This is a genomic window from Anaerococcus tetradius ATCC 35098 (assembly GCF_000159095.1).
Taxonomy (GTDB): domain Bacteria; phylum Bacillota; class Clostridia; order Tissierellales; family Peptoniphilaceae; genus Anaerococcus; species Anaerococcus tetradius.
The window spans coordinates 494,065-517,983 of sequence record NZ_GG666295.1; the positions used below are offsets into that span (position 1 = coordinate 494,065).

The 23,919-nt window shown below is 35.5% G+C and carries 23 protein-coding genes; 3 read left to right on the plus strand and 20 right to left on the minus strand.

Features of this window, described 5'->3' with window-relative positions:
• Positions 1-39 precede the first annotated feature (39 nt).
• The 12 genes from HMPREF0077_RS02480 to HMPREF0077_RS02535 all read right to left on the minus strand — a co-directional run bounded on the left by HMPREF0077_RS02480 (position 40) and on the right by HMPREF0077_RS02535 (position 13,958).
• On the minus strand, positions 40-1,107 hold the full coding sequence (locus tag HMPREF0077_RS02480) for a TIGR04086 family membrane protein (RefSeq protein ID WP_004836348.1): 1,068 nt from the start codon (positions 1,105-1,107) through the stop codon (positions 40-42).
• Between the two features lie 111 nt (positions 1,108-1,218).
• Positions 1,219-2,139 carry a restriction endonuclease gene (locus tag HMPREF0077_RS02485; protein ID WP_004836351.1) on the minus strand — a complete coding sequence of 307 codons (921 nt, stop codon included), beginning with the start codon at positions 2,137-2,139 and terminating at the stop codon, positions 1,219-1,221.
• A 3-nt stretch (positions 2,140-2,142) separates the two neighbouring features.
• Positions 2,143-4,233: a DEAD/DEAH box helicase gene (locus HMPREF0077_RS02490; RefSeq protein WP_248596423.1), complete on the minus strand. Its 2,091-nt coding sequence runs from the start codon at positions 4,231-4,233 to the stop codon at positions 2,143-2,145.
• A gap of 11 nt (positions 4,234-4,244) precedes the next feature.
• On the minus strand, positions 4,245-5,570 hold the full coding sequence (locus tag HMPREF0077_RS02495; RefSeq protein WP_004836354.1) for a BREX system ATP-binding domain-containing protein: 1,326 nt from the start codon (positions 5,568-5,570) through the stop codon (positions 4,245-4,247).
• Entirely contained in the window at positions 5,551-6,972 is a 1,422-nt protein-coding gene (locus HMPREF0077_RS02500) for a tellurite resistance TerB C-terminal domain-containing protein (RefSeq protein WP_004836356.1), read from the minus strand. Before HMPREF0077_RS02500 ends, HMPREF0077_RS02495 begins: the two co-directional genes overlap by 20 nt.
• Before the next feature lie 135 nt (positions 6,973-7,107).
• Positions 7,108-8,409 (minus strand): pyrimidine-nucleoside phosphorylase, encoded by a 1,302-nt coding sequence (locus tag HMPREF0077_RS02505; protein WP_004836357.1) that lies wholly within the window; start codon positions 8,407-8,409, stop codon positions 7,108-7,110.
• A gap of 13 nt (positions 8,410-8,422) precedes the next feature.
• A complete protein-coding gene (locus tag HMPREF0077_RS02510) occupies positions 8,423-9,283 on the minus strand; it encodes a fructosamine kinase family protein (protein ID WP_248596424.1) in 861 nt (286 codons plus the stop codon).
• Between the two features lie 81 nt (positions 9,284-9,364).
• Positions 9,365-9,817 carry a MarR family winged helix-turn-helix transcriptional regulator gene (locus HMPREF0077_RS02515; RefSeq protein WP_004836360.1) on the minus strand — a complete coding sequence of 151 codons (453 nt, stop codon included), beginning with the start codon at positions 9,815-9,817 and terminating at the stop codon, positions 9,365-9,367.
• A 366-nt stretch (positions 9,818-10,183) separates the two neighbouring features.
• The gene (locus HMPREF0077_RS02520) at positions 10,184-11,272 is read right to left on the minus strand and encodes an ABC transporter substrate-binding protein (RefSeq protein ID WP_004836362.1); all 1,089 of its coding nucleotides are present in this window, start codon (positions 11,270-11,272) and stop codon (positions 10,184-10,186) included.
• Entirely contained in the window at positions 11,265-12,077 is an 813-nt protein-coding gene (locus HMPREF0077_RS02525; protein ID WP_004836364.1) for an ABC transporter permease, read from the minus strand. Before HMPREF0077_RS02525 ends, HMPREF0077_RS02520 begins: the two co-directional genes overlap by 8 nt.
• Positions 12,074-12,865, minus strand: coding sequence for an ABC transporter permease (locus tag HMPREF0077_RS02530; protein WP_040349265.1), 792 nt, complete (start codon positions 12,863-12,865; stop codon positions 12,074-12,076). Before HMPREF0077_RS02530 ends, HMPREF0077_RS02525 begins: the two co-directional genes overlap by 4 nt.
• Positions 12,858-13,958, minus strand: a complete 1,101-nt coding sequence (locus HMPREF0077_RS02535) for an ABC transporter ATP-binding protein (RefSeq protein ID WP_004836367.1) — start codon at positions 13,956-13,958, stop codon at positions 12,858-12,860. Before HMPREF0077_RS02535 ends, HMPREF0077_RS02530 begins: the two co-directional genes overlap by 8 nt.
• Before the next feature lie 193 nt (positions 13,959-14,151).
• On the opposite strand from HMPREF0077_RS02535, the gene HMPREF0077_RS02540 reads away from it, so the two are divergent.
• Both HMPREF0077_RS02540 and HMPREF0077_RS02545 read left to right on the plus strand, forming a co-directional pair.
• Complete coding sequence (locus tag HMPREF0077_RS02540; protein WP_004836368.1) at positions 14,152-15,345, plus strand: dicarboxylate/amino acid:cation symporter; 1,194 nt, start codon at positions 14,152-14,154, stop codon at positions 15,343-15,345.
• Position 15,346: 1 nt separating this feature from the next.
• On the plus strand, positions 15,347-16,615 hold the full coding sequence (locus HMPREF0077_RS02545; RefSeq protein ID WP_004836371.1) for an L-cysteine desulfidase family protein: 1,269 nt from the start codon (positions 15,347-15,349) through the stop codon (positions 16,613-16,615).
• 88 nt (positions 16,616-16,703) lie between these two features.
• Here HMPREF0077_RS02545 and HMPREF0077_RS02550 read toward each other — a convergent pair whose 3' ends face one another.
• From HMPREF0077_RS02550 to pcp, 5 genes are all read right to left on the minus strand, one after another.
• Positions 16,704-16,913 (minus strand): TOBE domain-containing protein, encoded by a 210-nt coding sequence (locus HMPREF0077_RS02550; protein WP_004836372.1) that lies wholly within the window; start codon positions 16,911-16,913, stop codon positions 16,704-16,706.
• 24 nt (positions 16,914-16,937) lie between these two features.
• Positions 16,938-17,885: an L-lactate dehydrogenase gene (locus HMPREF0077_RS02555; protein WP_004836373.1), complete on the minus strand. Its 948-nt coding sequence runs from the start codon at positions 17,883-17,885 to the stop codon at positions 16,938-16,940.
• A 100-nt stretch (positions 17,886-17,985) separates the two neighbouring features.
• A complete protein-coding gene (locus tag HMPREF0077_RS10750) occupies positions 17,986-18,138 on the minus strand; it encodes a hypothetical protein (RefSeq protein ID WP_004836375.1) in 153 nt (50 codons plus the stop codon).
• Between the two features lie 52 nt (positions 18,139-18,190).
• Complete coding sequence (locus tag HMPREF0077_RS02560) at positions 18,191-19,198, minus strand: alpha/beta fold hydrolase (RefSeq protein WP_004836376.1); 1,008 nt, start codon at positions 19,196-19,198, stop codon at positions 18,191-18,193.
• 57 nt (positions 19,199-19,255) lie between these two features.
• Positions 19,256-19,900, minus strand: coding sequence for a pyroglutamyl-peptidase I (gene pcp, locus HMPREF0077_RS02565; protein WP_004836377.1), 645 nt, complete (start codon positions 19,898-19,900; stop codon positions 19,256-19,258).
• 79 nt (positions 19,901-19,979) lie between these two features.
• Here pcp and HMPREF0077_RS02570 point away from each other — a divergent pair, with 79 nt between their 5' ends.
• Complete coding sequence (locus HMPREF0077_RS02570; RefSeq protein ID WP_040349266.1) at positions 19,980-20,276, plus strand: rhodanese-like domain-containing protein; 297 nt, start codon at positions 19,980-19,982, stop codon at positions 20,274-20,276.
• Between the two features lie 40 nt (positions 20,277-20,316).
• Here the strand turns inward: HMPREF0077_RS02570 and HMPREF0077_RS02575 are convergent, their stop codons facing one another.
• Genes HMPREF0077_RS02575 through HMPREF0077_RS02585 form a run of 3 tightly spaced genes read right to left on the minus strand, consistent with a single transcriptional unit; the run spans position 20,317 to position 23,892 of the window.
• Positions 20,317-20,523, minus strand: a complete 207-nt coding sequence (locus HMPREF0077_RS02575) for a cold-shock protein (protein ID WP_004836380.1) — start codon at positions 20,521-20,523, stop codon at positions 20,317-20,319.
• 1 nt (position 20,524) lies between these two features.
• On the minus strand, positions 20,525-21,253 hold the full coding sequence (locus tag HMPREF0077_RS02580) for a class I SAM-dependent DNA methyltransferase (protein ID WP_004836381.1): 729 nt from the start codon (positions 21,251-21,253) through the stop codon (positions 20,525-20,527).
• Positions 21,253-23,892, minus strand: a complete 2,640-nt coding sequence (locus HMPREF0077_RS02585; protein WP_004836382.1) for a valine--tRNA ligase — start codon at positions 23,890-23,892, stop codon at positions 21,253-21,255. The genes HMPREF0077_RS02580 and HMPREF0077_RS02585 overlap by 1 nt, the downstream gene beginning before the upstream one ends.
• Between the last annotated feature and the right edge of the window lie 27 nt (positions 23,893-23,919).

Sequence of the window (23,919 nt, forward strand, 5' to 3'; positions counted from 1 at the left end):
TGTAAGTTTTACCATAACTTACAGGCTTTTTCTATATTATTATCTGAGAATTTCTTTAGACTTATTCTCTCCGTATTTTCCAGCGAAAGCTGAAACTACTAGGGCAACAATAAGACCTAGAAAGATTAGGATTGAACCAAGGGATGCTTTCTTTGAAGCACTTTCTGCTCCTTGTTTTGCATCATCTACTTTTTCGCTTGCTTTGCTTGAAAATTTTTGTATCTCTGCGTTAGCCTTATCAATTGATTCTTCTGCTTTCTTGGAAGCATCTTGTAGGCCCTTGTAGATATTTTCTGAAACTTCACTAGCTTCTTGTTCTGTAAGACTAGAGTTTAGTGCAAGAGCCCTATCTATAGCATCCTTATCTGCTGAATTAGATATCTTTTTAGCTTTTTCTTTGAGGGATTCTGTCAAATCTTTGATTATAGCATCCTTATTTTCTGGATTTATAGCTATGTCTTTGACAGCCTTGGTAATTTCATCTCTTGATTCTTGTAGTTGACCTTCAAGATAATCTGGTTGAAGTTCAGCAACTTCTGTATCTTTTAGGTATTTTTCAAGATTATCTTTTAATTCTTTTGTATCTACATCAGAAATTGCTCCTCCGGCTTTTTCAAGTCCTTCACTAAGGGCATCTCCTGTAATATCAGCTACTGAGCTTGTGATATTAGCAGTCGCACTTCCTATCCCTCCTAAGACTTTACCAAGAACATTACCAGATAAGCCTAAAGCAAGGGCAAGGGTATTAAAAGTTAATGTTACTAGAAGTAAAACTGTAAGTGCCCAGCTAATTGCCCCATGAAGCATTCCGGTTGATCTTGCAGCATAACCTGCTATGAAAGCTCCTGCACAAAAGGATAGTAAAAGTATTACTATAGTTAAAATTCCTGTACCGATTCCTATTCCTGCCATAGGGTTAGCCTTTGTTGGTGCAAATAAACCAAAGCCCAAGGCTGCCGTTAGTAAGCTTAAAACTGTAAATAGAGCTAAGGCTGTTACTGTTCCAGCAAAGATAGATGCCCAAGACAAATTCTTTCCTGCTTGAATAGGACTTGTTTCTTTCCTATAAACAGGCCTTTGTGGTCTTCTATTATTTTCTTCTGTCATATTTCCTCCTTATAATAACAAATGATATTCATTTATATTCGTTTTGCTCGAATATAAATGAATATTTATCAATGTCTCTTTATATCTTATACCCCTAAAATGCAAATTTAATCATTTATTCTTAAATAGCTCCTGCTCTCTTAGAATTTCAGAGACCATATCCCTGCCCTTTTGCATCTTTTTTATGTTTTTTATATCGAGGATTATGACATCCTTTTTTATAAGATCTTCCTTGCTTTTTTCTGTTAGATATGAGGAATTGATAATAAGGACTGGTCTTATCCTAGAATCAATGCCATTAATTTTTTCTATCATTTCTTTTATGAAACTTTCACTTAGATTTTTTTCGAAGTCATAGTTTTTTATTTCAATAGCAAAACGCCTATCCTTCTTTTTTGCGTACAAGTCAAATCTGTGGGACTTTTGATATTCTTCCTGGAAGGCTTCCACCTTATAGCCACATCTTCTAAAGGCCCTTGCTATAAATTCATCATTAGTAAAGTCCATGATGATTTTTTTGAGGGCCGTAAGAAGATTGGTCGGATTAATTTTAAAGACTCCCCTATATTCGATATCTTCGCCATATCTTTTGATATCAAAACCTATTACAAGCTTGTTGATTACATTAAAGTTACCATGGGCAATGGCATTTCTTACATGCCTTAATAGGGCCATAGTTTTTGTTTCATTATCATCAGCGAGAGTCATAACTAATTTTTGCTCATCAATGCTAACCCTACCCACAAAATGTTTGGCGAGCTTTTTGTGGATTACATCTGTAATAAGTATATCTTCGTCAGTCATATCCATAGACATCATTATTGCCTTAAAAATATAATCATCATATTCAGGATTTAGGAGAAGCTCATTTGTTGCTGATTGTTCGGATGAAATGTTTGGAACATACCAAAGTAACATCTTTATTGCTTCGTCCAAATCCTTGTTAAGCTTAAGGGGAATTGTGGTATGTTTTATTGAAAAATCATATTTTTCCTTGCTTTTATCTATTGCAAACTTTTTACTTATTTCCATATACTACTCCTTAGAAACTCCTCCCAAAAGATAATCTTCTAGGCCCTCTAGGTCTAATAGGTTATCTACTATATAATTTATTTTAAGCTCTTTTGGTACGAGGATCATGTACTTATTTGCCCTAAGCAAATTTTCCACAAGCTCCTCCTTAGTCATAAGATATTCTTTTATAGGTATGGATTTTATCTTTTTACTTCTCAGGATATAAAAATTTTTTCTAAGGCCAGCTCCCCTTATGCTAGAATCTTTTTCATTTACAGTAAAATTGTTTAGCTTACTCAAAGAATTGAGGCAAAGACATATGCTCCTGTTGATTTTGCTAGACCTAAATGTCCTAAGGAAATCCCCATCTTCATCAGATGAGATATAAAAACCATCTTCGTTTTTTCCAACATATAATTTATCCAAAAGTTCGTCAATCTTTTTGCTATAGGAATATTTTGTCCTATCTTTGAGTATTTCCTCCATCCTTATTCTGACTATATCGTTTATATCTTCGATAGAGTTTGATGAGAAGTTGTTAGCCTTCCCTTCTTCTGCTTTTTCTACATGGATTTTCTTTGTAGCCTTTTGGATTTTGTCAATTTGCCAAACTTGGCCTCCTAGAAATATCCTATCTCCTACTCTTATAATATTCGATGGGCAAATGCTTCCGATTTTTGACCTATCATTATAAACTGCATAGGAGTCGGTTAAGACGAATTGATTGTAGAAAGAGCCCATCTTCATAAGGCTTTCTGTCTTGATACCTGTTATATACTCACCTTCCAGCCTTTCTATGTAGGCTTCTTCTTCCATGTAAGATTTAATAGCCATAAATTCCTCATCATCTATGTCCTTAAAGACAGGAAGGCTTTTGTTTAGCTTATTAAATTCATCTAAGGCAAGACCGTTATTTTCAAGGAGGACTGAAAGAATCTGGTGGGCGAAAAGATCATAAGCTTTTCTAGAAGCTCTTAGCTTATCAAGCCTTCCTTCTTTGAATAAGCTTATTATAGCTAGGGCTTGGACTAGATCCCAAGGGCTTGTCGCTATTTGATGGAGGATTGACTTGTGGGTCTTTCGTCCAGACCTACCCAATCTTTGGGCAAGGGAAAGGGAACTAAAGCATGATTCATATTGTAAGATAGAATAAACTGAGCCTATATCGATACCAAGCTCCAGAGTGGAAGTTGCACATATTATAAACTTCTCCCTGTCCGAGTTTTTGGCAAAATCTTCGATTTCTTTCCTGCGGATTTTACTAACTGATGAATGATGGGCAAAGATGGAAAGGTCGAAGGAATTTTCCTTGGCCTTATTTTTTAATTTGACAGCCATTTCTTCTACCTTTTCCCTTGAGTTTGGAAAAACAAGCATAGATCCTTCTTTGGCAAAAGTTAAGATTTGCTCCAAAGTTTTATACCCTATTTCATCTTCTTCTATATATGAAAGGCTTGTAAGTAATTCGTTTCTTGACTTGTCGACAAGGATTTGAGTTTTTCTCTTATTATTAAAAAACCCCCTCACCAAATCATAATTCTCATCGCCCACACTTGCTGATAGGCCGATAAATCTCGGATCTTTTTGGCAGTAGGGAAGAATTCTTCCCAAAAGGCTCCTAAGTTCTCCTCCCCTATTTCCCGTAAGGAAAGAATGAATTTCGTCAACTATTATAAAGTCAAGTCCAGAAAAAAGTCTCCTCGCTTCTTTGCTTTTATTTACAAAAATCGCCTCCAAGGATTCTGGGGTTATCAAGGCTATGCCTGAAGGATTTTCCATTAGCCTATCCTTCCTAGCCTTACTTGACTCACCATGCCAACTAGTTACATTTATGGATAAGTCCTCGCACATCTTTTCTATCCTCTTAAATTGATCGTTGATTAGGGCAATTAGGGGTGAAATGTACAAAATCCTTAGACCTGTATTAAAATCATTAGCCAAGGATATGGCTGGCAAAAAGGCGGCTTCAGTTTTCCCCTGGGCAGTTGGCGCTATTAGAATCAAATTATCTTCTGATGAAAAACATTGTTTGATAGAAGCTTCTTGAATCTTACTTAGGCTAGGCCAAGCATTCTTATAAACATACTCCCTCATGGGTCTAGCTAATAGCATATAGGCGTCCATTACAAGATTAAGATGTCCTCGTCATCATCGTGATTAAGTGGATCTTTTTCCACTGGATTTAAAATGCCAGAAAATTTCTTCATAAGGATATCGTCAATTTCTAAATCCTTATTTTGTCTTTTGATATCTAATATTTCCAAGAAATCTTTGACAACAGCCCTAGGTGTTAGAAACTCCCTAGCTCCAGGTCTGTTAAGTTGTCCTTCCATATAAGTAATAATCTGTTCTTTTGTCATAATAAGGGAATCCTTGTAGTTTATATTGTAAATATTTAAAATATTTTCGAGGAGGGTAAAAATCTCCTCTTCACTCAGTGGCTTTAATATTAGAGCAGTCCTACTGGTGTTTACAAGACTTAAATCTCCCTCAGTACCGAGCCTACCACCAAGGGCTCCATAGGAGCTCATCCCCCTATTTTTGTCAAAAACTGTCGCCCTTGTAGCTGCAAAATTTACAAAAAGACCCCTAGCCTTATCGCTTTTACATTCGTTATAAATATTTAGGACTCTCTCATAATTTCTCTCACGAGTTACAGCTTGGGCAAGCTTATATAGGTTAACCGCTTCATCAAAATTAATAACAAAACCAGAATATCCAATTTCAAGAAATAGTTCCGCTAAATTCTTTAGGGCTTCGAAATAATTATCATCATTTATAATTTCACCTATGCCAAGCTCTCTTTTGGCCTCAGTTTTAGTTGAAATATCTCCCCTAATCCAACGGATAGCCTTTATCTTTAGGAGCCTATCGTCATTGATTAAGCCTTCATAATATTTGACTATGGCAGTGCCCAGAGCATATGATAGACCCACAGTCTTAAATTTTCCTAGGCAATCGAGAATTTCATTTCTAACTTCCTTTTGATAAGACCCCTTGAGCAAATTTTCCATCTGCCAAGAATTCTTTTCGCTAAGTTTGGCAAAAATTCCCATAAGCCACTCTTCAATTATTTCTTCAATTACATTTCCACTTCTCTGTGTTTTTGTCTTTAGATTATCTATTATCTCCCTATAAAGGGCTTGGGCCTTCTTGTCGGTCGCATAAAATCTTCTTTGGGGAGCAAGGTCTATGCTAGATGCTACAAAATTTTTGGAAAGGGCTAGTTGCTCGATTGTAGCAAGCATGAAAGATTTGCCAGAACCGAAGTCCCCTACCCAAAATCTAATATCGCTTGCCCCTTGACTAACCTTATCCAAAATCCCTATAATCTCTTCAACTTCCTTGTTTCTACCGACCAAGAGGTGTTCTATGCCAAAGTTAGGTACAACACCTCCTTCCAAAGATTTTATTATTACATCTGCCTGCTTAGGATTTATATTTGCCATCAACTATCTCCTTTACCATTTCTTCATAAAAGGGATCTATCCTTATATATCCATCTTCATTAATCAAAGTCTGATCTCCTGTATAATCGTACAATTGGTCATTCATATCCTTTAGGAAAGAATTAAGCATCTTGGAATTACTAAGAGCTATTGATTTTACCTCAGCTTCTGGGATTTCTCCCCTAGCTAGTAAATCCTTTAAGAATTTATGGGTGAAATCTTCTAGACCCTTATCCCCTTCTTCTTCGGCATTTTCATCTAGCCTATAAGCTTGTTTATCGACTATTTCTTCTGGGGATAAAGCTTTCTCATCTTCTTCTAAGACAAGGTCATCTCCAATAAAGTCTGTTACTATATTTACTGTTTTATTTAATTCTTTCCTAGATATCTTTAGTTTTTTGTCATCTATGTCGATTCTTTTTAACTTTTTCTTATCAAGGTCTAAAATTTTATTAATAGTTTCTAGGGATAGGTCTTTTTTTGAAATAATTTCTAGGAAGCTATCATAATTTTCTTCCAAAATTATTTTAAATAACCTACTCTGAGTAGCCATAGTTGGATTAAAATATTTGTATAGATAATAAAAGCCTATGACAAGGCTTGGCTTAAAGCTTTCCTTACTAAGGCCGTTAGCTAGTTCTTTAATCATTGCTTCATCTTTTATCTTAGCCATAAAATCAATTTGTTTAGCTACATCACAAGTCTTTATATATCTCAGCCAATCCTTGACTTTTTTAGGATTTTCCCAAAGGTAGTTTTCATAAAGCTTGCTTTTAAGGTCTGGGTCCAAATTTTTGTAAAAGACATCTAGCCTTTTTATGAAAAATTCTAATAAGTCTTCTACTCGGTTAGAAATCAAGACTTCTTCTGCTCGACTGCTATCAATATCAGCAAAAACCCAGAAGTCCTTCCTTAGCCTTTGTTCACTTATAACTAAGAGGCTATCCAATATATTCTTAGAAAGGGTGTAGGGACTTGTATATTTAATGATTTTTGTGGTATCAATGTCTTCTTGGTCAAAAGATTCTTTAAGTACACTAAGGTAGGATTCAATTAGAATATTTCTTGCTAGGTCGTTTGCCCACAAGTTATTATTTCTCTTAGTCACTTGAAGGATTAGCTTAATTTCTTTGTCAGTGAAATTCAAAGACTTTATTAAGTCCTTATAGTCTTCAAAAAAGCCTAAATTTAGCTGCTTATCCCCTGATTTTTTTCTATTCCACGCATCTAGGCCTTCCTTATTTTTGCTAATTTTTTTACCATCTAATGATATATTTATATGGGTCTTAATTTTATCATTATTAACTTTCCTCTTAAAGGACTTCTTATGATTTTTGTTATTAATATTAGAAAAATCTTCCAGTAAGCCGTCGATCAAGGAAAATATATCGTCAATTTTCATAAGCCCTCCCCTAAAGTCTTCTTCCTTTCATTATACTGCTTCAGAATTTTTTGAGAATAAAAAAATATGCAAATAAGCTCAACCTTCTTGGCACTTTCGTCTTAGTCGAGTTTATTTGCATTATAAAACTATTTTCTATGAGATAATTTCCTCTATAATTGGTCTTTTCTCAATTTTTTTGTTAGCATAGCTAAAGCAAGCGTAGAAATCGTTAAGCCAGTCATCTTCTAGTGGATAATCGTGGTGGACTAGGCAAAGGGTCTCGCCTTTTTTAACAAAATCTCCCCTTTTCTTTTTGAGGTCCAAGCCTACTGCATAATTTATTTCATCTTCTTTTTTCTTTCTACCTGCTCCTAATTTCATAGCACAAAGGCCTAGGCCTAAAGCATGGATATCTGCTAGGTAGCCTTCTTCCTTTGACTTTATTTTGCTTACATATTTTGCCTTAGGAAGTAGGTCTGGATTTTCAATTTGATTGACATTTCCCTTTTGGTAGGCTACCATTTCTTTTAATTTCTCAAAGGCTCTGCCAGAATTTATGGCATCTTCTAGGAGGCTTCTTGCTTCCTCTTTTGTCTTTGCGACTTTCGCCTGAACTAAGATAATTTCTCCTGCCCCCATACAAAGTTCCTTAAAGTCTTCTGCACCATGACCCCTAACAGTTTCTATTGCCTCTCTTACTTCGAGGGCATTGCCGATGGTATTTCCTAGAGGTTGGTTCATATCTGTGATAATTGCCATGGTGTTTCTACCAAGGGCCTTGCCTATTTTTATCATAGTTTCAGCAAGCTTTCTAGCATCTGAAACTGTCGACATGAAGGCTCCCTCGCCATATTTTACATCAAGAAGAATTGTATCTGAGCCTGAGGCGAGCTTTTTGGACATTATTGATGAAGCTATTAGAGGAATAGAATCAACTGTTGCTGTTACATCTCTTAGGGCATAGAGCTTCTTGTCGGCAGGAACGAGATGGCCAGATTGACCAACTAGGGCAAGACCTATTTCTCTTACTTGTTTGATGAAATCTTCTTGGCTAATATCTGTCCTAAAGCCTTGGATTGATTCTAGCTTATCAATAGTTCCTCCCGTATGACCCAGAGCCCTACCGCTCATCTTGGCAATTTTTACTCCGCAAGAAGCAACCATTGGACTTAGGGCAAGGGTCGTCTTATCACCTACTCCTCCAGTAGAATGTTTATCTGCCTTTATTCCTTCGATAGAAGATAAGTCCAAAACATCCCCCGACTTCATCATGGCATGGGCAAGCTTGGTCGTTTCCCTATCATTCATACCATTAAGAACTATAGCCATTAGGAGGGCTGATGTTTGGTAGTCCTTTATCGAACCATCAACCACACCATCAATCCAAAATTGAATTTCTTCATCACTCAATTCTTTTTTATCTTTTTTCTTTTCAATAATATCGACAATTCTCATAATAGCTCCTCAATTACTTAGCATTAGCAAAAATCTTATCCATTGATAGCTCAAACTCTGGCCTGTAAATATTGCCAAACTTATCAAGATGGATCATGAACATATATAATCTATAAAACTCCAGCCTAAGACTCAAATCCTTATCTTTTGGAAAATCCTCCATGTATGTTTTGTAGAAATCATCATTAAAACCAGAAAATACAGTGGATATGCCTAAATCAAACTCCCTATCCCCATAAAGTGGAGATGGATCGAAAAGATAGGCCTCGCCATGACTATCAAACATGAAATTACCTGGCCACAAATCTCCATGGACTAGGACTGGATTACTTTCGTGTTCATCCAAATACTTATTTATTATCTTTCTAAGTTTTTCATACTTAGACAAATCATCTTTGGTAAAAATTTTTTTGTCAGAAAGACTTCTGCTTAATTTATCTAATCTTTCTTCCAGGAAAACTTCCTTCCAAGTGTTCCTAAAATCGTTGGAAAAGCTAATAGCAGAGCCCTTATAAGCATATTCAAAACCAAACTTGTTTTTGGGGCTTTCGATAGCATGAATCTTTAAAACTTCTCTAGCAAGCTTACTTTGATCAGCTGGCCTTCCTTCTTCTAGGAAAGTTAAAAGCATGTAGGCTCCTTCACTGATTAAACCAAAATCTATAAGTCTTGGCGCATTGACCCCGTACTTTTCAAAAAGCTTTAGGCCCTCAATTTCACCCTGAAAGAAATTTATATCTCCATCCTTTTTTACAAGGAGAAAATATGGACCTTGGTCTGTATAAACTTTGTAGGCATCATTCACATCTCCTCCCCTCATGCTTCTTATATCATAAATTCCATCAAGGGGAAGTTCATTTACTATACTTAACAAATAATCACCTCTTATTACCATTTTACCCAAAAAAAATTATAAGGCTGATTTTTGCCAATAAAAAAAAGCCAACCGCCTAGGCTAGATTGACTTTAACATTCTTTCTTCCCATTCTAAGGTAGATTTTACCATAGATTTGAGAACCATTTTAAAGACATCGATGTCTTCTTCTTTTAAATCTTTGACTGCGTTACTTATAAAATCATCTGCAACTACGATAAGCTCATCAAGCTTCTCATAGCCTTTTTTTGAAAGAGAAATTGTCTTTTTTCTCATATCTTCGTCATCAAGTTTTCTGTCTATGAGACCATCTCTTTGCATCCTATCAAGAAGACCTGTCATGGTTGACTCTCTGATATTCATCTTTTGTGCCAACTCTTTTTGTCCAATTGCCTTAGCAAGGTTTATGTAATACATTGCTACACATTGGCTTCTTGTAACCCCATATTTTAAAACGACATTATTGAAAGAATCATTTAATGCCTTAGAAGCTTTCGTTGTTGAAAATGCTATATGCATTTCATAATCTATCATATTGCTCTCCTCACCAGATATTTTATATCTCTACAATTTGAGTAATAACTACTCAGACTTCATATTATATCAGCATTATTTTGCAAAGTAAATCATACTTACCTTGCGAAGTTTAAATTTGCTGACTAAAAATACTCTTCTTACAATAATTGTAACATATCTAATATTTATTTCAAGTCTTAGCTAAATTTATTTGATAATTTTTTATCTTAATATTATCCCCTCTAGAGAAATAACTTGTTAGAGTAAGCAAATTCATTTAGCTTATCTTGATCTCTTAATTAAGATGTCTTCATTCATAAAGCCATTATTATGAAATCTTCTATCTTAAAGTCTTCTCTTAGATTTATAATTTTTTCATCTCTTTTAGTTATCTTCCTTAGCCTTTGGTGAAATTTTTAGATCTAGAAAGAGGTCATTGTAAAGTATAGTTGTTTTTTTATCAAGAGCCTTAAAAACTTCAAGTCTATCAATCACATCATCGTCGGGATATAGGGTCTTGTTATTTCTCATAGCAGGATCAATTAAGGCTAGGGCTTTTTTGTTTGGTGTCGCATAGGAAATATATTCAGCATTTTGGGCAGCATTTTCAGCTCTTAGCATGAAGTTGATAAAGGCGTAGGCTGCCTCGGTATTCTTGCTTGTCTTTGGTATTACCATGCTATCAAACCAAATGTTTGATCCTTCCTTTGGTATAGCATAGGCCAGGTCTGGGTTTGAGTCTATAGCACTTGCTGCATCTCCAGAAAATGTGATACCAACATTAGCTTCTCCAAGAGCCATATACATCCTAATCTCATCAGCTAAAATCGCCCTTACATTTGCCATATAGCCAACTAGTTCATTACTAACTCTTACAAGCTTATCCTTATCACAGGTGTTTAAGCTTAAATTATCAGCAAGTAGACCTATACCTAGGGTTTCTCTTGCACCATCAAAGCTTAGTATCTCTCCCTTAAATTTCGGATCCCACAAGTTTTTCCAAGAAGAAAAATCCTCAGCCTTGTATTTTTTGGTGTTATAAATTATGCCAAAGCTACCCCAAAGATAGGGAATAGAGTATTCATTTTCTGGGTCATAGGCGAGATTTAAAAATCTCTTATCTATATTATCAAGACCCACGATTTTTTTGTGGTCAAGTTTTTTAAGAAGCCCCTGATCTCTCATCATCTCAACAGCATACTCACTAGGAATACAAATATCGAAATTAGTTGAGTTCTGTTTGATTTTCGCAATCATAGCCTCATTTGAATCGAAGGTTTCTGTTACAATTTTATATCCTGTCTCTTTTTCAAATTTATCTATAAGGTCTGGGTCAATATAATCTCCCCAATTGTAAAAATATAGGGTCTTATTATCGGCCGTAGCCCTAGATGATGTTAAGAAAGTCCTTAGGACTAATAGGAGGCCTATGGCACAAATACTCGTTAGAAAAAATTTATAAACTTTATTCATCAATAGCCCTCCTATCTGTAAGCTTTTTTTCTCTCTCACTTATAAAATAATATATAAGGACTAAGAAGAAGGATACTAGAAACATCAAAGTTGATAGGGCGTTTATCTCAAGAGAAATCCCTGCCCTAACCCTAGAGTAAATTTCTACAGAAAGAGTAGAAAATCCTGCTCCTGTAACGAAAAATGTTACAGCGAAGTCGTCAAGGGAATAGGTAAGAGCCATAAAAAATCCCGTAAGAACTCCTCCTGTAATATTGGGCAATATTATCTTATTTAGTATTGTAAGATCGCTTGCTCCCAAGTCTTCTGCTGCAAGAATCATAGACTCGTTTAGGGCGTAGAGTCTTGGTAGAACCATCAATACTACAATCGGTATAGAAAAGGCTATATGAGAAAGAAGGACTGTCATAAAGCCCATAGGTATCTTTAGCAAAAAAGTAAAAAGTACCAAAAAGCTTGCCCCCATCATTACATCTGGCATAACCATAAGGACGGAGTTAAAATTAAGAACTCTTTTTCTCATCCTGTCATTTTTTAGATAATAGATAGCGAGGGCTCCTATTGTGCCTATAACTGTTGCAATTAGTGAAGAAAGGAGACCTAGGATAAGGGTGTTTATGACAATAACCCAAAGTCTTGTATCCCTAAAAACTTCCCTATAATGATTAATAGAAAATCCATCAAAGGAATTCATGCTTACTCCACTGTTAAAAGAATAAAATATCAGATAGATTATAGGTAGATACAAGAGGACAAAGATAAATAATAGATATAGATTTGATATTTTAAATCCTTTTTTCATCATTTAATATCCTTTCTAGTATTAAGTATACTCATTACCACAAACATCAAGACTATTAAAACTAAACCAATGGTCGCTCCCATCCCCCAGTTTTGGGTAACTAGATAATGCTCTTCGACAGCGGTTCCAAGGGTTATAATCTTATTTCCTCCTATAATTCTAGTAATCAAGAAAAGTGATAGGGAAGGAATAAAAACTGCTTGACTTCCCGCTATTACCCCATCCATGGACAAGGGAAAGATAATCTTTGTAAAAGTCTGCCACTTACTAGCTCCCAAATCCTCACTTGCTATTAAATATTCCTTTGGTATGGAATCGAGGGCCCTAAAAATCGGAAGTATCATAAAGGGAAGCTCGACGTAGGAAGCTACCAAGACGAAAGCTGGATTAGTAAAAAGAATCCCCTGGCTTGCAAGGCCCAAAAATTTCGCAATAGTCCCCTGCTTGCTAAGCAAACCAATAAAGGCGTAAGCCTTTAATAGTAGGTTAATCCAAGTTGGTAGGGTAACTAGGAGGAGGAATATTTCCTTATTCTTGCTTGAACAAAGAAAATAGGCAAAGGGATATGCCAAAAAAAGGGTCGTTATTGTTATGAGAAAGGCTGTAAGGAAGGAATTTAGGGTCATTTTCACATAATTTCCAGATGTAAAATAGGAAATATAATTAGCAAAGGTGAAAGAGCCATATATATCAAAAAATGATTGGTATAGAAGCATGGCTATAGGAGCGATGATAAATAGAAGTATCCACAAATAATATATACTTGATAGGGCCTTGTATTTTCTATTCATCATCATCCTCCAAAGAATACATCTCTATCCTCTTATCGAAATCATCTTCTGATTCGTTAAATCTCATTACATGAATATCGCCAGGATCAATTGATATACCAATGACATCCCCCTCTTCAAATCTCTTGGTCGTATGTATTTTCCACCTAAAATTATCTTCATCAAAGCAGATTAATTCATTAAAGACCCCCCTAAACAAGACATTATCAACAGTTGCCTTAATGTCAGCATCTTTTGACTTAGAAACTTCGATATCCTCAGGTCTAATTACAACTTCTACCTTCTCGCCTTTGGCTATACCAGCATCTTCACACTCAAAGATTTTATTAGAAAATTCTACAAGATAATCATCCTTCATTACTGCATCGAGGATATTTGATTCACCAATAAATTCTGCTACATATCTATTAATCGGCTCATCATAAATATCTATAGGAGATCCAGATTGAACAATCTCACCCTTATCCATAACAAAAATTTCGTCAGATAGGGCTAGGGCTTCTTCTTGATCGTGGGTTACAAAGACGAAGGTTATGCCAAGTTCCCATTGGATATTAGAAAGAAGGACCTGCATAGATTTTCTAAGTTTCATATCGAGGGCAGATAGGGGTTCATCAAGAAGCAAAACATCCGGTCTATTAACAATAGCCCTTGCTATGGCAACTCTTTGCCTTTGTCCACCAGACATTTGCGAAATCTTCCTATTCTCAAAGCCTGAAAGATTTACCATATCCAAGGCCTTCTTTACTTCTTGTTTGATAGTTTTCTTATCAACTTTTTTTATATTTAAACCAAAGGCTACATTGTCGTAGACATTCATATGGGGAAATAGGGAATAGTTTTGAAAAACTGTATTTACCTTCCTCTTGTTGGCTGGGGTCTTGTTTACATTTTCTCCATTGATGAATACATCTCCACTGGTCTGTTCGACAAAGCCTGCTATTATATTTAAAATCGTAGTCTTGCCACAACCCGATGGCCCCAAGAGTGTATAGAATTTCCCCTTCTCTAGCTCTAGGTCTACTGTCTTTAGGACAAGTTCGTCATCATAGCTTTTTGTTACATTTCTCAAGACAACACTTTTGTTAGACATGATTTTGCTTCTCCCTCCTACTTTCTTATCATCTTATAGAAGAGTATACCATAAATTTGCACAGTTTTTATGTGGATACCTATATATTTTCCTATAAGGGCTTACTTATTTTTCTTTGCTCCTAGTTCAAATTTGACCCAAAAATTTCTATATATTATAATCAAATTAGGAATTTTTTTATTAGGAGGTACATATGACTGATATAAAAGCAAAAAAATCTATATTTAATTCCTTACTTTTCAAACTTGTTATAGCAATTATAATCGGTATATTTTTAGGAAATATTTCTAATGAAGGAATGATGCAAGTTATTTCTACAATAAAGACTATCCTAAGTAATCTTATCAATTATATAGTCCCTATCATAATCCTTGCCTTTATCACACCTGCGATTGTTTCGCTTAATGAGAGTGCTGGCAAGGTATTATCTCTAACCCTGATCATTTGCTATCTTTCATCTGTTGGAGCAGCTTTATTTTCATTTTTATCTGGTAAGATGATTATTCCTCATCTTAATATTGTAAGTGCAAGCGAAGCTGGTAGGAAGCTTCCAGAAATTCTATTTAAACTGGAGATTCCATCCATAATGCCAGTAATGACAGCACTCGTTACTTCAATACTTTTCGGTCTTGCTGTTATCTGGACTAAGTCAGAAAATTGGGCGAATTTATTGAAAGAATTTAACAATATGGTCCTAGAGATAGTTAACAGGGTAATTATAAGAATCTTACCTGTTTATATAGCATCAACTTTTGCAGAACTTAGTTATGAAGGAGTCATTCTTAGCCAATTTCCTGTCTTTATCAAGGTTATAATCTTGGTAATAATGGGTCATTATATATGGCTTGCTCTCCTTTACAGCCTTGGTGGAATTTTCTCTAAGACCAACCCTATGGAAGTCTTAAAGCACTATCCACCTGCTTATGTTACAGCCCTAGGTACTATGTCTTCTGCTGCAACCCTATCTGTTTGTCTACAGTGTTCTGCCAAAGCCAAAACCTTAGATCCAAAGATAAGGGATTTTGTAGTTTCCCTTTGTTCAAACACCCACCTTTGCGGATCTGTTCTTACTGAAACATTTTTCGTAATGATCGTAAGCCAAGTCCTTTATGGAAAACTTCCAAACACTGGAAATATGATTTTATTTATAATCCTACTTGGAATTTTTGCAATTGGTGCTCCTGGAGTTCCTGGAGGTACTGTTATGGCCTCCCTCGGTCTTATTACTTCAGTTCTTGGCTTTGATTCAACAGGAACTGCCCTAATACTTTCTATCTTTGCCCTCCAAGATTCTTTTGGTACAGCTTGCAACATAACAGGAGATGGGGCCATAGCCTTAATGGTTACAGGTCTATTAAATAAGGTACCAAAAGAGGCAAGGGTTTAGTATGACAGATTTTAAAAAAATTATAAGAGATGAGCTAATCCCTGCCACAGGTTGTACAGAGCCTATAGCTATAGCCTATGCCGCAGCCAAGGCAAGAGAAACCCTTGGAAGTAATCCAGATGAAATTATTGCTAATCTATCTAGTAATATAATAAAAAACGCCAAGGCGGTTACAGTTCCAGGAACTGATGGAAGAAAGGGAATTGAGATATCCATTGTTGCTGGAGCCTTCCTTGGCAAGGCCTCTAAGAAACTCGAAGTCCTTTCTAATATAGATAAGTCACAATTAGATAAGTGCGATAAATTTATCGAAGAAGGAAGAGTTAAGCTCAATCTAGTTAAAGATAAGGATGGAGTTTTTGTAGAGATAATTTGCAAAAATAAAACAGATAAGGCTTCAGTAGTAATTACTGCTAGCCATACCAATATCACAGAAATCAGAAAAAATGATGAGCTAATTTTTTCCAAAGAAAATAATGAAAATCAAAAGCAGGATTTGGAATTTTCTTTCGATAAGGTCTACGACTTTGCAAAAACTTGCGACTATGCAGATATAAAAGATGTCCTAGACAGGCAAATTTCTTACAACCAAGCCATAGCCTCAGCTGGTCTATCAAACGATTGGGGTGCAAATATTGGAAAATTAATCCTATCTAATAACCCATCCAACTACTACGAAAAACTTGTAGCCTTCGCTGCTGCAGGCTCTGATGCGAGAATGGACGGTTGCGAGCTACCAGTTATAATCAATTCTGGTTCGGGCAATCAAGGTATAACAACTTCAGTTCCCATAATCCTATATGCCAAAGACAAGGGTTTTTCTGATGATGACTTGTATAGGGCTTTGATTTTCTCAAATTTAATCGCTCTTTATATAAAAAATGAAATAGGCAAGCTTTCTGCTTATTGTGGAGTAGTTTCAGCCTCTGCTGCTGTTATCTCTTCAATCGCCTTCATCAACAAAGAAGATAGGAAGATAATAGAAGAAACTATAACTAACGCCCTTGCAGTAAATTCTGGTATAATCTGCGATGGTGCTAAATCATCATGTGCTATGAAAATTGCTTCAAGTCTTAGAAATGCAAGCCTTGCCTATATACAGGCTAAGACAAACAACTCCTTTAGAAGTGGAGATGGAATAGTAAAAGAAGATATAGATAAAACTATTGAAACTGTAGCAAGAATAGCCAAGTACGGGATGAAGAAGACTGACGAGGTAGTCCTAAGTGAAATGATAAATAATCATGACTACCTAAGTGATTTCGAATAAGTTTTTTTATCCTTTTGGATGATAAGAGCCTAGCAAAAAAAGACGAGCCTGACTTTAAGTCTAGCTCGTCTATTCTTAGGTTTAAAAATTAGTCAACAGCTACCATAACGTTGCTTGCCTTGATTACTGCATAAGCTTCTTTACCTTTTTCAAGACCAAGTTCTTCGATAGCGTTGTTAGTGATAGATGATGTGATGATAGTTCCGTTTCCGATGTCAATTTTAACAATTCCATTAACTGCACCCTCAACAACTTCTACTACTTTACCTTTAATTGTATTTCTTGCTGAAATTTTCATAATTTCCTCCTTATATCTTATTTTCTAATTATTATACCCTAAATCAGCCAAAAGAAAATTTTCTTTTAAAGCCTTACATGAGGCATCAAACATTTTCTGTTCCCTATCATCAATTGGCATCTCCAAGATTTTTTCTGCACCATTCTTGCCAATTACAGTAGGAACTCCTGTATAAAGACCCTCATTTTTATATTCACCCCTTAGATAGGCAGAAGCCATAAGGACTTTCTTTTCATCGAGAAGGATTGCCCTAGTGAAGGCTAATAGGCAGTTTGCTATGCCAAAATGTGTAGCTCCCTTACCCTTAATTATCCTAAAGGCCTTATCCCTAATCAAATCTCCAACCTTATCCTTATAAGTGTCGTCAATATTTTTTATAAACTTATCTATGGCTATACCATTTATGTTAGCATTAGACCAAACTGCCACAGAAGAATTGCCATGTTCTCCTATTACATAGGCATTAATATCACTTACATTGAAGCCTGTTTCTATTGCTAGATATTGGGCAAATCTTGCTGTATCGAGACTTGTTCCTGTTCCAACTATTTTTTCATAAGGGAAATCTGATACTTCCCTTACTACTCTTGCTATAACATCGACAGGATTTGTAGCTAGTAGGATTACTCCCTTATAGCCTGCTTCAACGACCTTAGGAATAGTATCTAAGACCATCTCGCTTGCAATTTTTATATCATCAAGTCTATTTTTTAGATTCTTTTGGCTGTTACCATAAGCAAGAACAACAAGGTCACAGTCTTTGCAATCTTCATAAGTTCCTCTTTTTACAATAGTAGCAGATGAAGTCAAAACTGTTGCATCCAACAAATCATTGACATCTGCAAGTTCCTTATCTTTTCTAATATCTATAATAGCAAGTTCTGTGGCAAGTCCCGAATTTATCAATGAAAAGGCATAGGAGCTTCCAACAAAACCATCACCAATTAGTACAACTTTATTTCCATTTTTCATATTCTACCACCTATAAATTTATATAATTGTTCATTAATATATAATATTTATCAAAGCAAAAGACTTGAAGGGCCAAAAACCCCCTCAAGTCTTATTGATTCTATTTGTCTGGATTCTTATATCCATCCTCAACTATTTCTTCACCCTTGCATGTATTGAATTTTTTACCATTAAATTCTTCTATACCGCAATATTCACCATTTTTTGTATTTTTTTCTTCTTCAGATTTTTTTATATCTTTCTTTTCAGTCATAATAACTTCCTTTCTTTTCTAACCACTCAATATATACCCGAAAATTTAATTTTTAATCTTCTAAAATTCCTAAAATGTCCCAATAAACCATTTCTTTTTCATCTTCATTTAAAATTTCATGGCGCATATTTTGGTAACTTTTGCTTTTGATATTTTTGTATCCTAGGGATTTGAGTAGGCTTAGGGATTTTTCTATTCCCTTAGAGCCCTTGGTTATTATATCATCCTCACCTGTTAGGTTATAGATAGGAAGATTAGGGTTTTTGACCTTGTATTTTGATTTTTGTGAAAGCTTTTTGTTAATTTCAACAAGGACTTTGGTATATCCCATAGTAAAGCTAAATATTCTTTGGGGATCCTTGTATTTCTTTTGCCTATTTTCCTCATTATAAGAAATAAAATCGAGACTCGCATCAGAATTTCCCACTAAGTGGTTAATCAGATTTGCCCTCCTATAAGCTCCTGTATAGAAGTTAACTATATTTAAGAAAAACACAAGTAGACCTGCCAAAGGATCTTGGACTGGCGTACCATTTAGGATTAATTTATCAATCATCCTATCGTATTTTTGCAAATAAACCCTAGCCGTCATAGAGCCCATAGAATGACCTAGCATATATAGGGGAAGACCGGGATATTTCAATTTTACATAGCTACTTACGAGGACAGTATCTCCTACTAGCTCGCTTGCCCTTTTCATATGGCCTTTAGGATAGGACTCACTAAGTGATCTACCATGGCCCCTGTGGTCATGTATTATAACTACATAACCCTTATCATTTAAGAATTTTGCAAAGTCCATGTAGTTTCCTCCATGCTCACTCATCCCATGAACTAATTGGACTATGCCTTTTGGCCTTTTCTTTTCTAATTCTCTTACGAAAATATCAAAACCATCAGCTCCAGTTAGGTAAAATTCTCTATAATTTTCAATAGACTTTACTTCAATTTTTTTGTAAAATTTGCTCCCATCGTCAATTGCTTCGTGGCGCTTATCCTTTATATAATAATAAAGTTGAGGCAAAAGTAAGATAATTAAAACTATTGCTATATATTTCATAAATTCCTCCTTTAAATTACAAGGCCTATAATTCAAATTCTTATTTTGTTGAGGCTACTAATGGCAAGCTCCTCCGCTTATTTTTAGGTCTTGCTTATCTTCGTATTTTATGATAGCCCTAATAGCAGCCCTTATTGCCCTTAGCATATCATCAAGATTCATTGAAGCAGTATCCTTCTTATCCAAAACTTGATCTGGAAGAAAGGGTATGTGTATAAAACCTGCCCTCATATTGCCATATTTTTTTGCCAAATAGAGGTCTTGGTACATAACATGATTACAAAGAAAGGTCCCAGCCGTATTTGAGATTGAGGCTGGTAATTTTTCTTTCCTTATCTCTTCCACAATAGCTTTAATGGGAATAGTTGCAAAATAAGCCGTATCGCCATCCTCTCTTATTTTTTCATCTATGGGCATATTTCCTTCATTATCAGAAATTTTCGCATCATCAATATTAATAGCGACCCTTTCTACGCTTATGTCACTTCTTCCACCTGCCTGACCCAGAGAAAGTATTACATCTGGTCTAACTTCCTTAATTTTTCTTTCAATGACTTCTTCAGCCTTGCCAAAAACTGTCGGTATTTCTAACTTTATTAGCTGGCATGATTCTATATTATCATCAAGACCCTTAATAACTTCTAGGGCTGGATTGATTTTTTCACCTCCAAAGGGATCAAAAGCCGTTATTAAAATTTTCATCTTTGCCTCCTATTTCTTATATTGTACTATATCTTTTATGAAAGTTATTAATTGGTATAATGAAAAAAAAGGAGGCTTTATGTTTAGTAAGATAATGTCCGGTGAGGACCTCGAAAGAAATAAAGATAATTTCGATATAATAGACGTAAGAACTAAGGAAGAATACGACGAGGGTCATGTCGAAAGCGCTATAAATATCCCCTATGATGAAATTCTAGAACATTTGGATATGATAAATAAGGATAAGCCAACCGTCCTTTATTGTAGGTCAAATTCCAGGGCTGAGATTGCAAGTCTATCCCTTAAATCAGTAGGCTTTGTCTATATCTATATAGCTGATGGAGTTAGCCTTTACGATTATAAGCTTGTAAAATAAAAGCAGCTTGAGAAATCCCTTCGTTTCTCAAGCTGTTTTTTTAATCTTCTATTATCTTTACTCTTATTGCCTGGGGCCCCCTAGGGGCTTGTTTTATTTCAAATTCCACCTTTTGACCTGCAAAGAGTTTTTTATAGTCGTCATCTGCTTCTATATCAGTATAGTGGACGAAAAGGTCATCTCCTGACCATTTGATAAATCCAAAACCTCTTTTGTTGTCAAAAAGTTTCACTTCTCCTTTATTCATCCTACTCCTTTTTTAGGGAAAAAAGTATTCTAAGACTATCATCCTTCACTTCTTCCATATCGTCCTCATCAAAAATTTCTATATCCTTAAAGCCAGCTTCTCTTGCAAATTTTAACACTTCATCTATTTCATAGACTCTTTCTTGCTGAAATTCTCTGACCCTCCTATAGGACCCATCTTCATTTTCTATGAAAAAATCAAGATGCATATCAACTAGGTCATCTTCCAAGTAATTGTCCCAAGTATAGAAAATATCTTCATACTCATAGACATAGCAGTTAGAGCCGAAAATTTCTCTCATCTTGTAGACTGAATTGATATCAAAGACCAAAAGTCCACCCTTTTTGAGGTTCCTATAAGAATTTCTCAATAATTTTTCCAAGTCCCCTTCCTCAGTAAGGTAGTTTATGGAATCAAGGAGGATAACTATAAGGTCATAGAAATTTTCATTACAGAAATCCACCATATCATAATGAATGAGATTGACATTGGCTTGGTCATATTTTTCGGCAAAGACATTAAGCATATCGCTTGATAGGTCTAGGGCGTCTATATTTTTGAAATCACCAAAGAAAAATCTGGTCAACATGCCAGAGCCTGCTGCAAGCTCTAGCATATTTTCCTTTTTTATGTGATTTTTCTCACACAATCCTTTGATATTTGAAGCATATTTTTCATATTCTATATCAAAGCTAAGTTTATCATAGATATAGGAAAATTCATCGTACATTATTTATCCTTGATTTCTTCGTAAGATGCCTTAGTTTTTTCTAGTAAGTCTTGGTAGGCTTTTAGTTTCTCACGTTCTTCGTTTACAACTGCTTCTGGTGCTTTTTCTACGAAACCCTTGTTTGAAAGCTTACCGCTTGCTCTTTTTATTTCACCTTCTAGGCGTTTGATTTCATCTTTTAGTCTTTGTCTTTCTTTTTCGTAATCAACTAATTCATCTAGGCTCATCAAAACTGAAAATTCATTGAAGACAAGTCTTACAAGGCCTTCTTCCTTGGTTGAATCATTAGCTTCTTTTGCCATAACACAAACTTCGCTTGCACTAGCGAGATTTACAAATTGGTCTTTGATTTCTTCTATAAGAGAAATATTAGCCTTATCTTCTACAAGGATAGTTAACTTTTGTTTGGTCTTTGCAGGAACATTTAGGCTAGATCTTTGATTTCTTATGGAAGTAATAGCTTCTATTACTGAGTTTACGTTGTTTTCTTCGTTTACAAAGTTAAACTCTTCCTTAAATTCTGGCCAAGCTTCTACTATTAATAGGTCCTTCTTGTTTGGAAGGGATGCGTAAATTTCTTCTGTTATGAAAGGCATAAATGGATGAAGGAGAATTAGCATATTCTTTAAAACATAAAGAAGGACTTTCTTTACATTTTTCTTAGCTTCTTTGTCATCTCCGTAAAGTCTAATCTTGGCAAATTCTATATACCAATCGCAATATTCATTCCAGATGAAGTCCTCTATCCTATCTGCTGCAAGACCTATTTCGTATTTTTCGAGATTCTTAGTAACGTCAACTATAACGTCGTTAAGTCTTTTGAGTATCCACTTATCCTCAAGCTCTAGATTTTCTCCAGTAAATTCAAGATCATCCCCATCTTCGATATTCATTAGGACAAATCTTGAAGCATTCCACAATTTGTTAGCAAAGTTTCTGCTTGCAAGGATTCTCTTTTCATCATAACGCATATCATTTCCAGGGGAGTTACCTGTAATTAGGGTAAATCTTAGGGCATCTGCTCCATATTCATTTACTACATCAATTGGGTCTACTCCGTTTCCAAGAGATTTGCTCATCTTTCTACCTTGAGAATCTCTAATAAGACCTGTAAATAAGACATGGCTAAATGGAACTTCGCCTGTGTTATAAACTGATGAGAATATCATCCTTATTACCCAGAAGAAGATTATATCATAACCTGTTACGAGTATATCTGTTGGGAAGAAATAATCATATTCTTCATTTTCATTTGGCCAGCCTAGGGTTGCAAAAGGCCAGAGGGCTGATGAGAACCATGTATCTAGGGTATCTTCATCTTGGGTTACATGGATTCCATTAAGCATACCATTTTCATCTGGCTCATCTTCTGATACAATGACTTCTCCATCATCTGTATAGAAAACAGGAAGTCTGTGTCCCCACCACAATTGACGGGAAATTGTCCAGTCCCTAATATTATTTAGCCAGTTCATGTAGGTTTTTGATAAGCTATCAGGAATTAATTTAACTTCTCCCTTGTCATAGGCTTCTATGCACATTTTTGCAAAGTCATCCATCTTAACAAACCATTGTTTAGAGATAAGAGGCTCAATTACAACATGGCTTCTTTCGGAAAAGCCGACAGCATGCTCGATTTCTTCGATTTTTACAAGTTGACCCAAATCTTCTAGGTCTTTTACCATTTCCTTACGAGCCTCGTAACGATCCATACCAGAATACTTGCCATATCCTTCTACTATGTGAGCTTTAGAATCTAATACTACACATTGACCCAGCTTGTGTCTTTCTCCTACTTCAAAGTCGTTAGGGTCGTGTGATGGAGTAATCTTAACGAGTCCTGTACCATATTCCATATCTACATAAGAATCCTCAATTAGGGGGATTTTCCTACCAACTAGGGGAAGAATTAAATTCTTACCTATTTTATCTTTAAAACGTGGGTCTTCTGGATTGACTGCTACTGCCAAATCTCCTAGCATGGTTTCTGGTCTTGTTGTAGCTATTGTTACAAAGTCATCACTATCTTCGAAGAAGTATTTGATATACCATAAATGGCCAACTTGGTCTTCGTGATATACTTCAGCATCGGAGATTGCAGTTTCTGCCAAAGGATCCCAGTTTACTATCCTATCTCCCCTATAAATATAGCCATCGTCATACATTTTCTTGAAGACTTTCTTTACAGCTCTTGTAAGATTTTCATCCATGGTAAAAGAATCGTGGTCCCAATCGCAAGATACACCGATCGTACGAAGTTGTTCCTTAATTCTTCCTCCATATTTATGAGTCCAATCCCAGGCTTCTTCCAAAAACCCTTCACGGCCGAGATCTTGTTTAGTTTTTCCTTCACCTGCAATCTTTTCAACTACCTTACTTTCGGTAGAAATAGAAGCGTGGTCTGTGCCAGGTATCCATAAGGCTTCAAAGCCAGCAAGTCTTTTATAACGAATTATAATATCTTGGATGGTATTGTTTAGGGCATGACCTAAGTGGAGGTAGCCTGTTACATTTGGTGGTGGCATAACTATAGAAAAAGGCTTCTTGTCAGGATTAACTCTTGCTTTAAAATAACCGCCTTTTTCCCATTTTTCATATATTTCTTTTTCAAATTGACTTGGATTATATTTTGTATCCATAAAAAACTCCTTTAACAAATAAAAAAG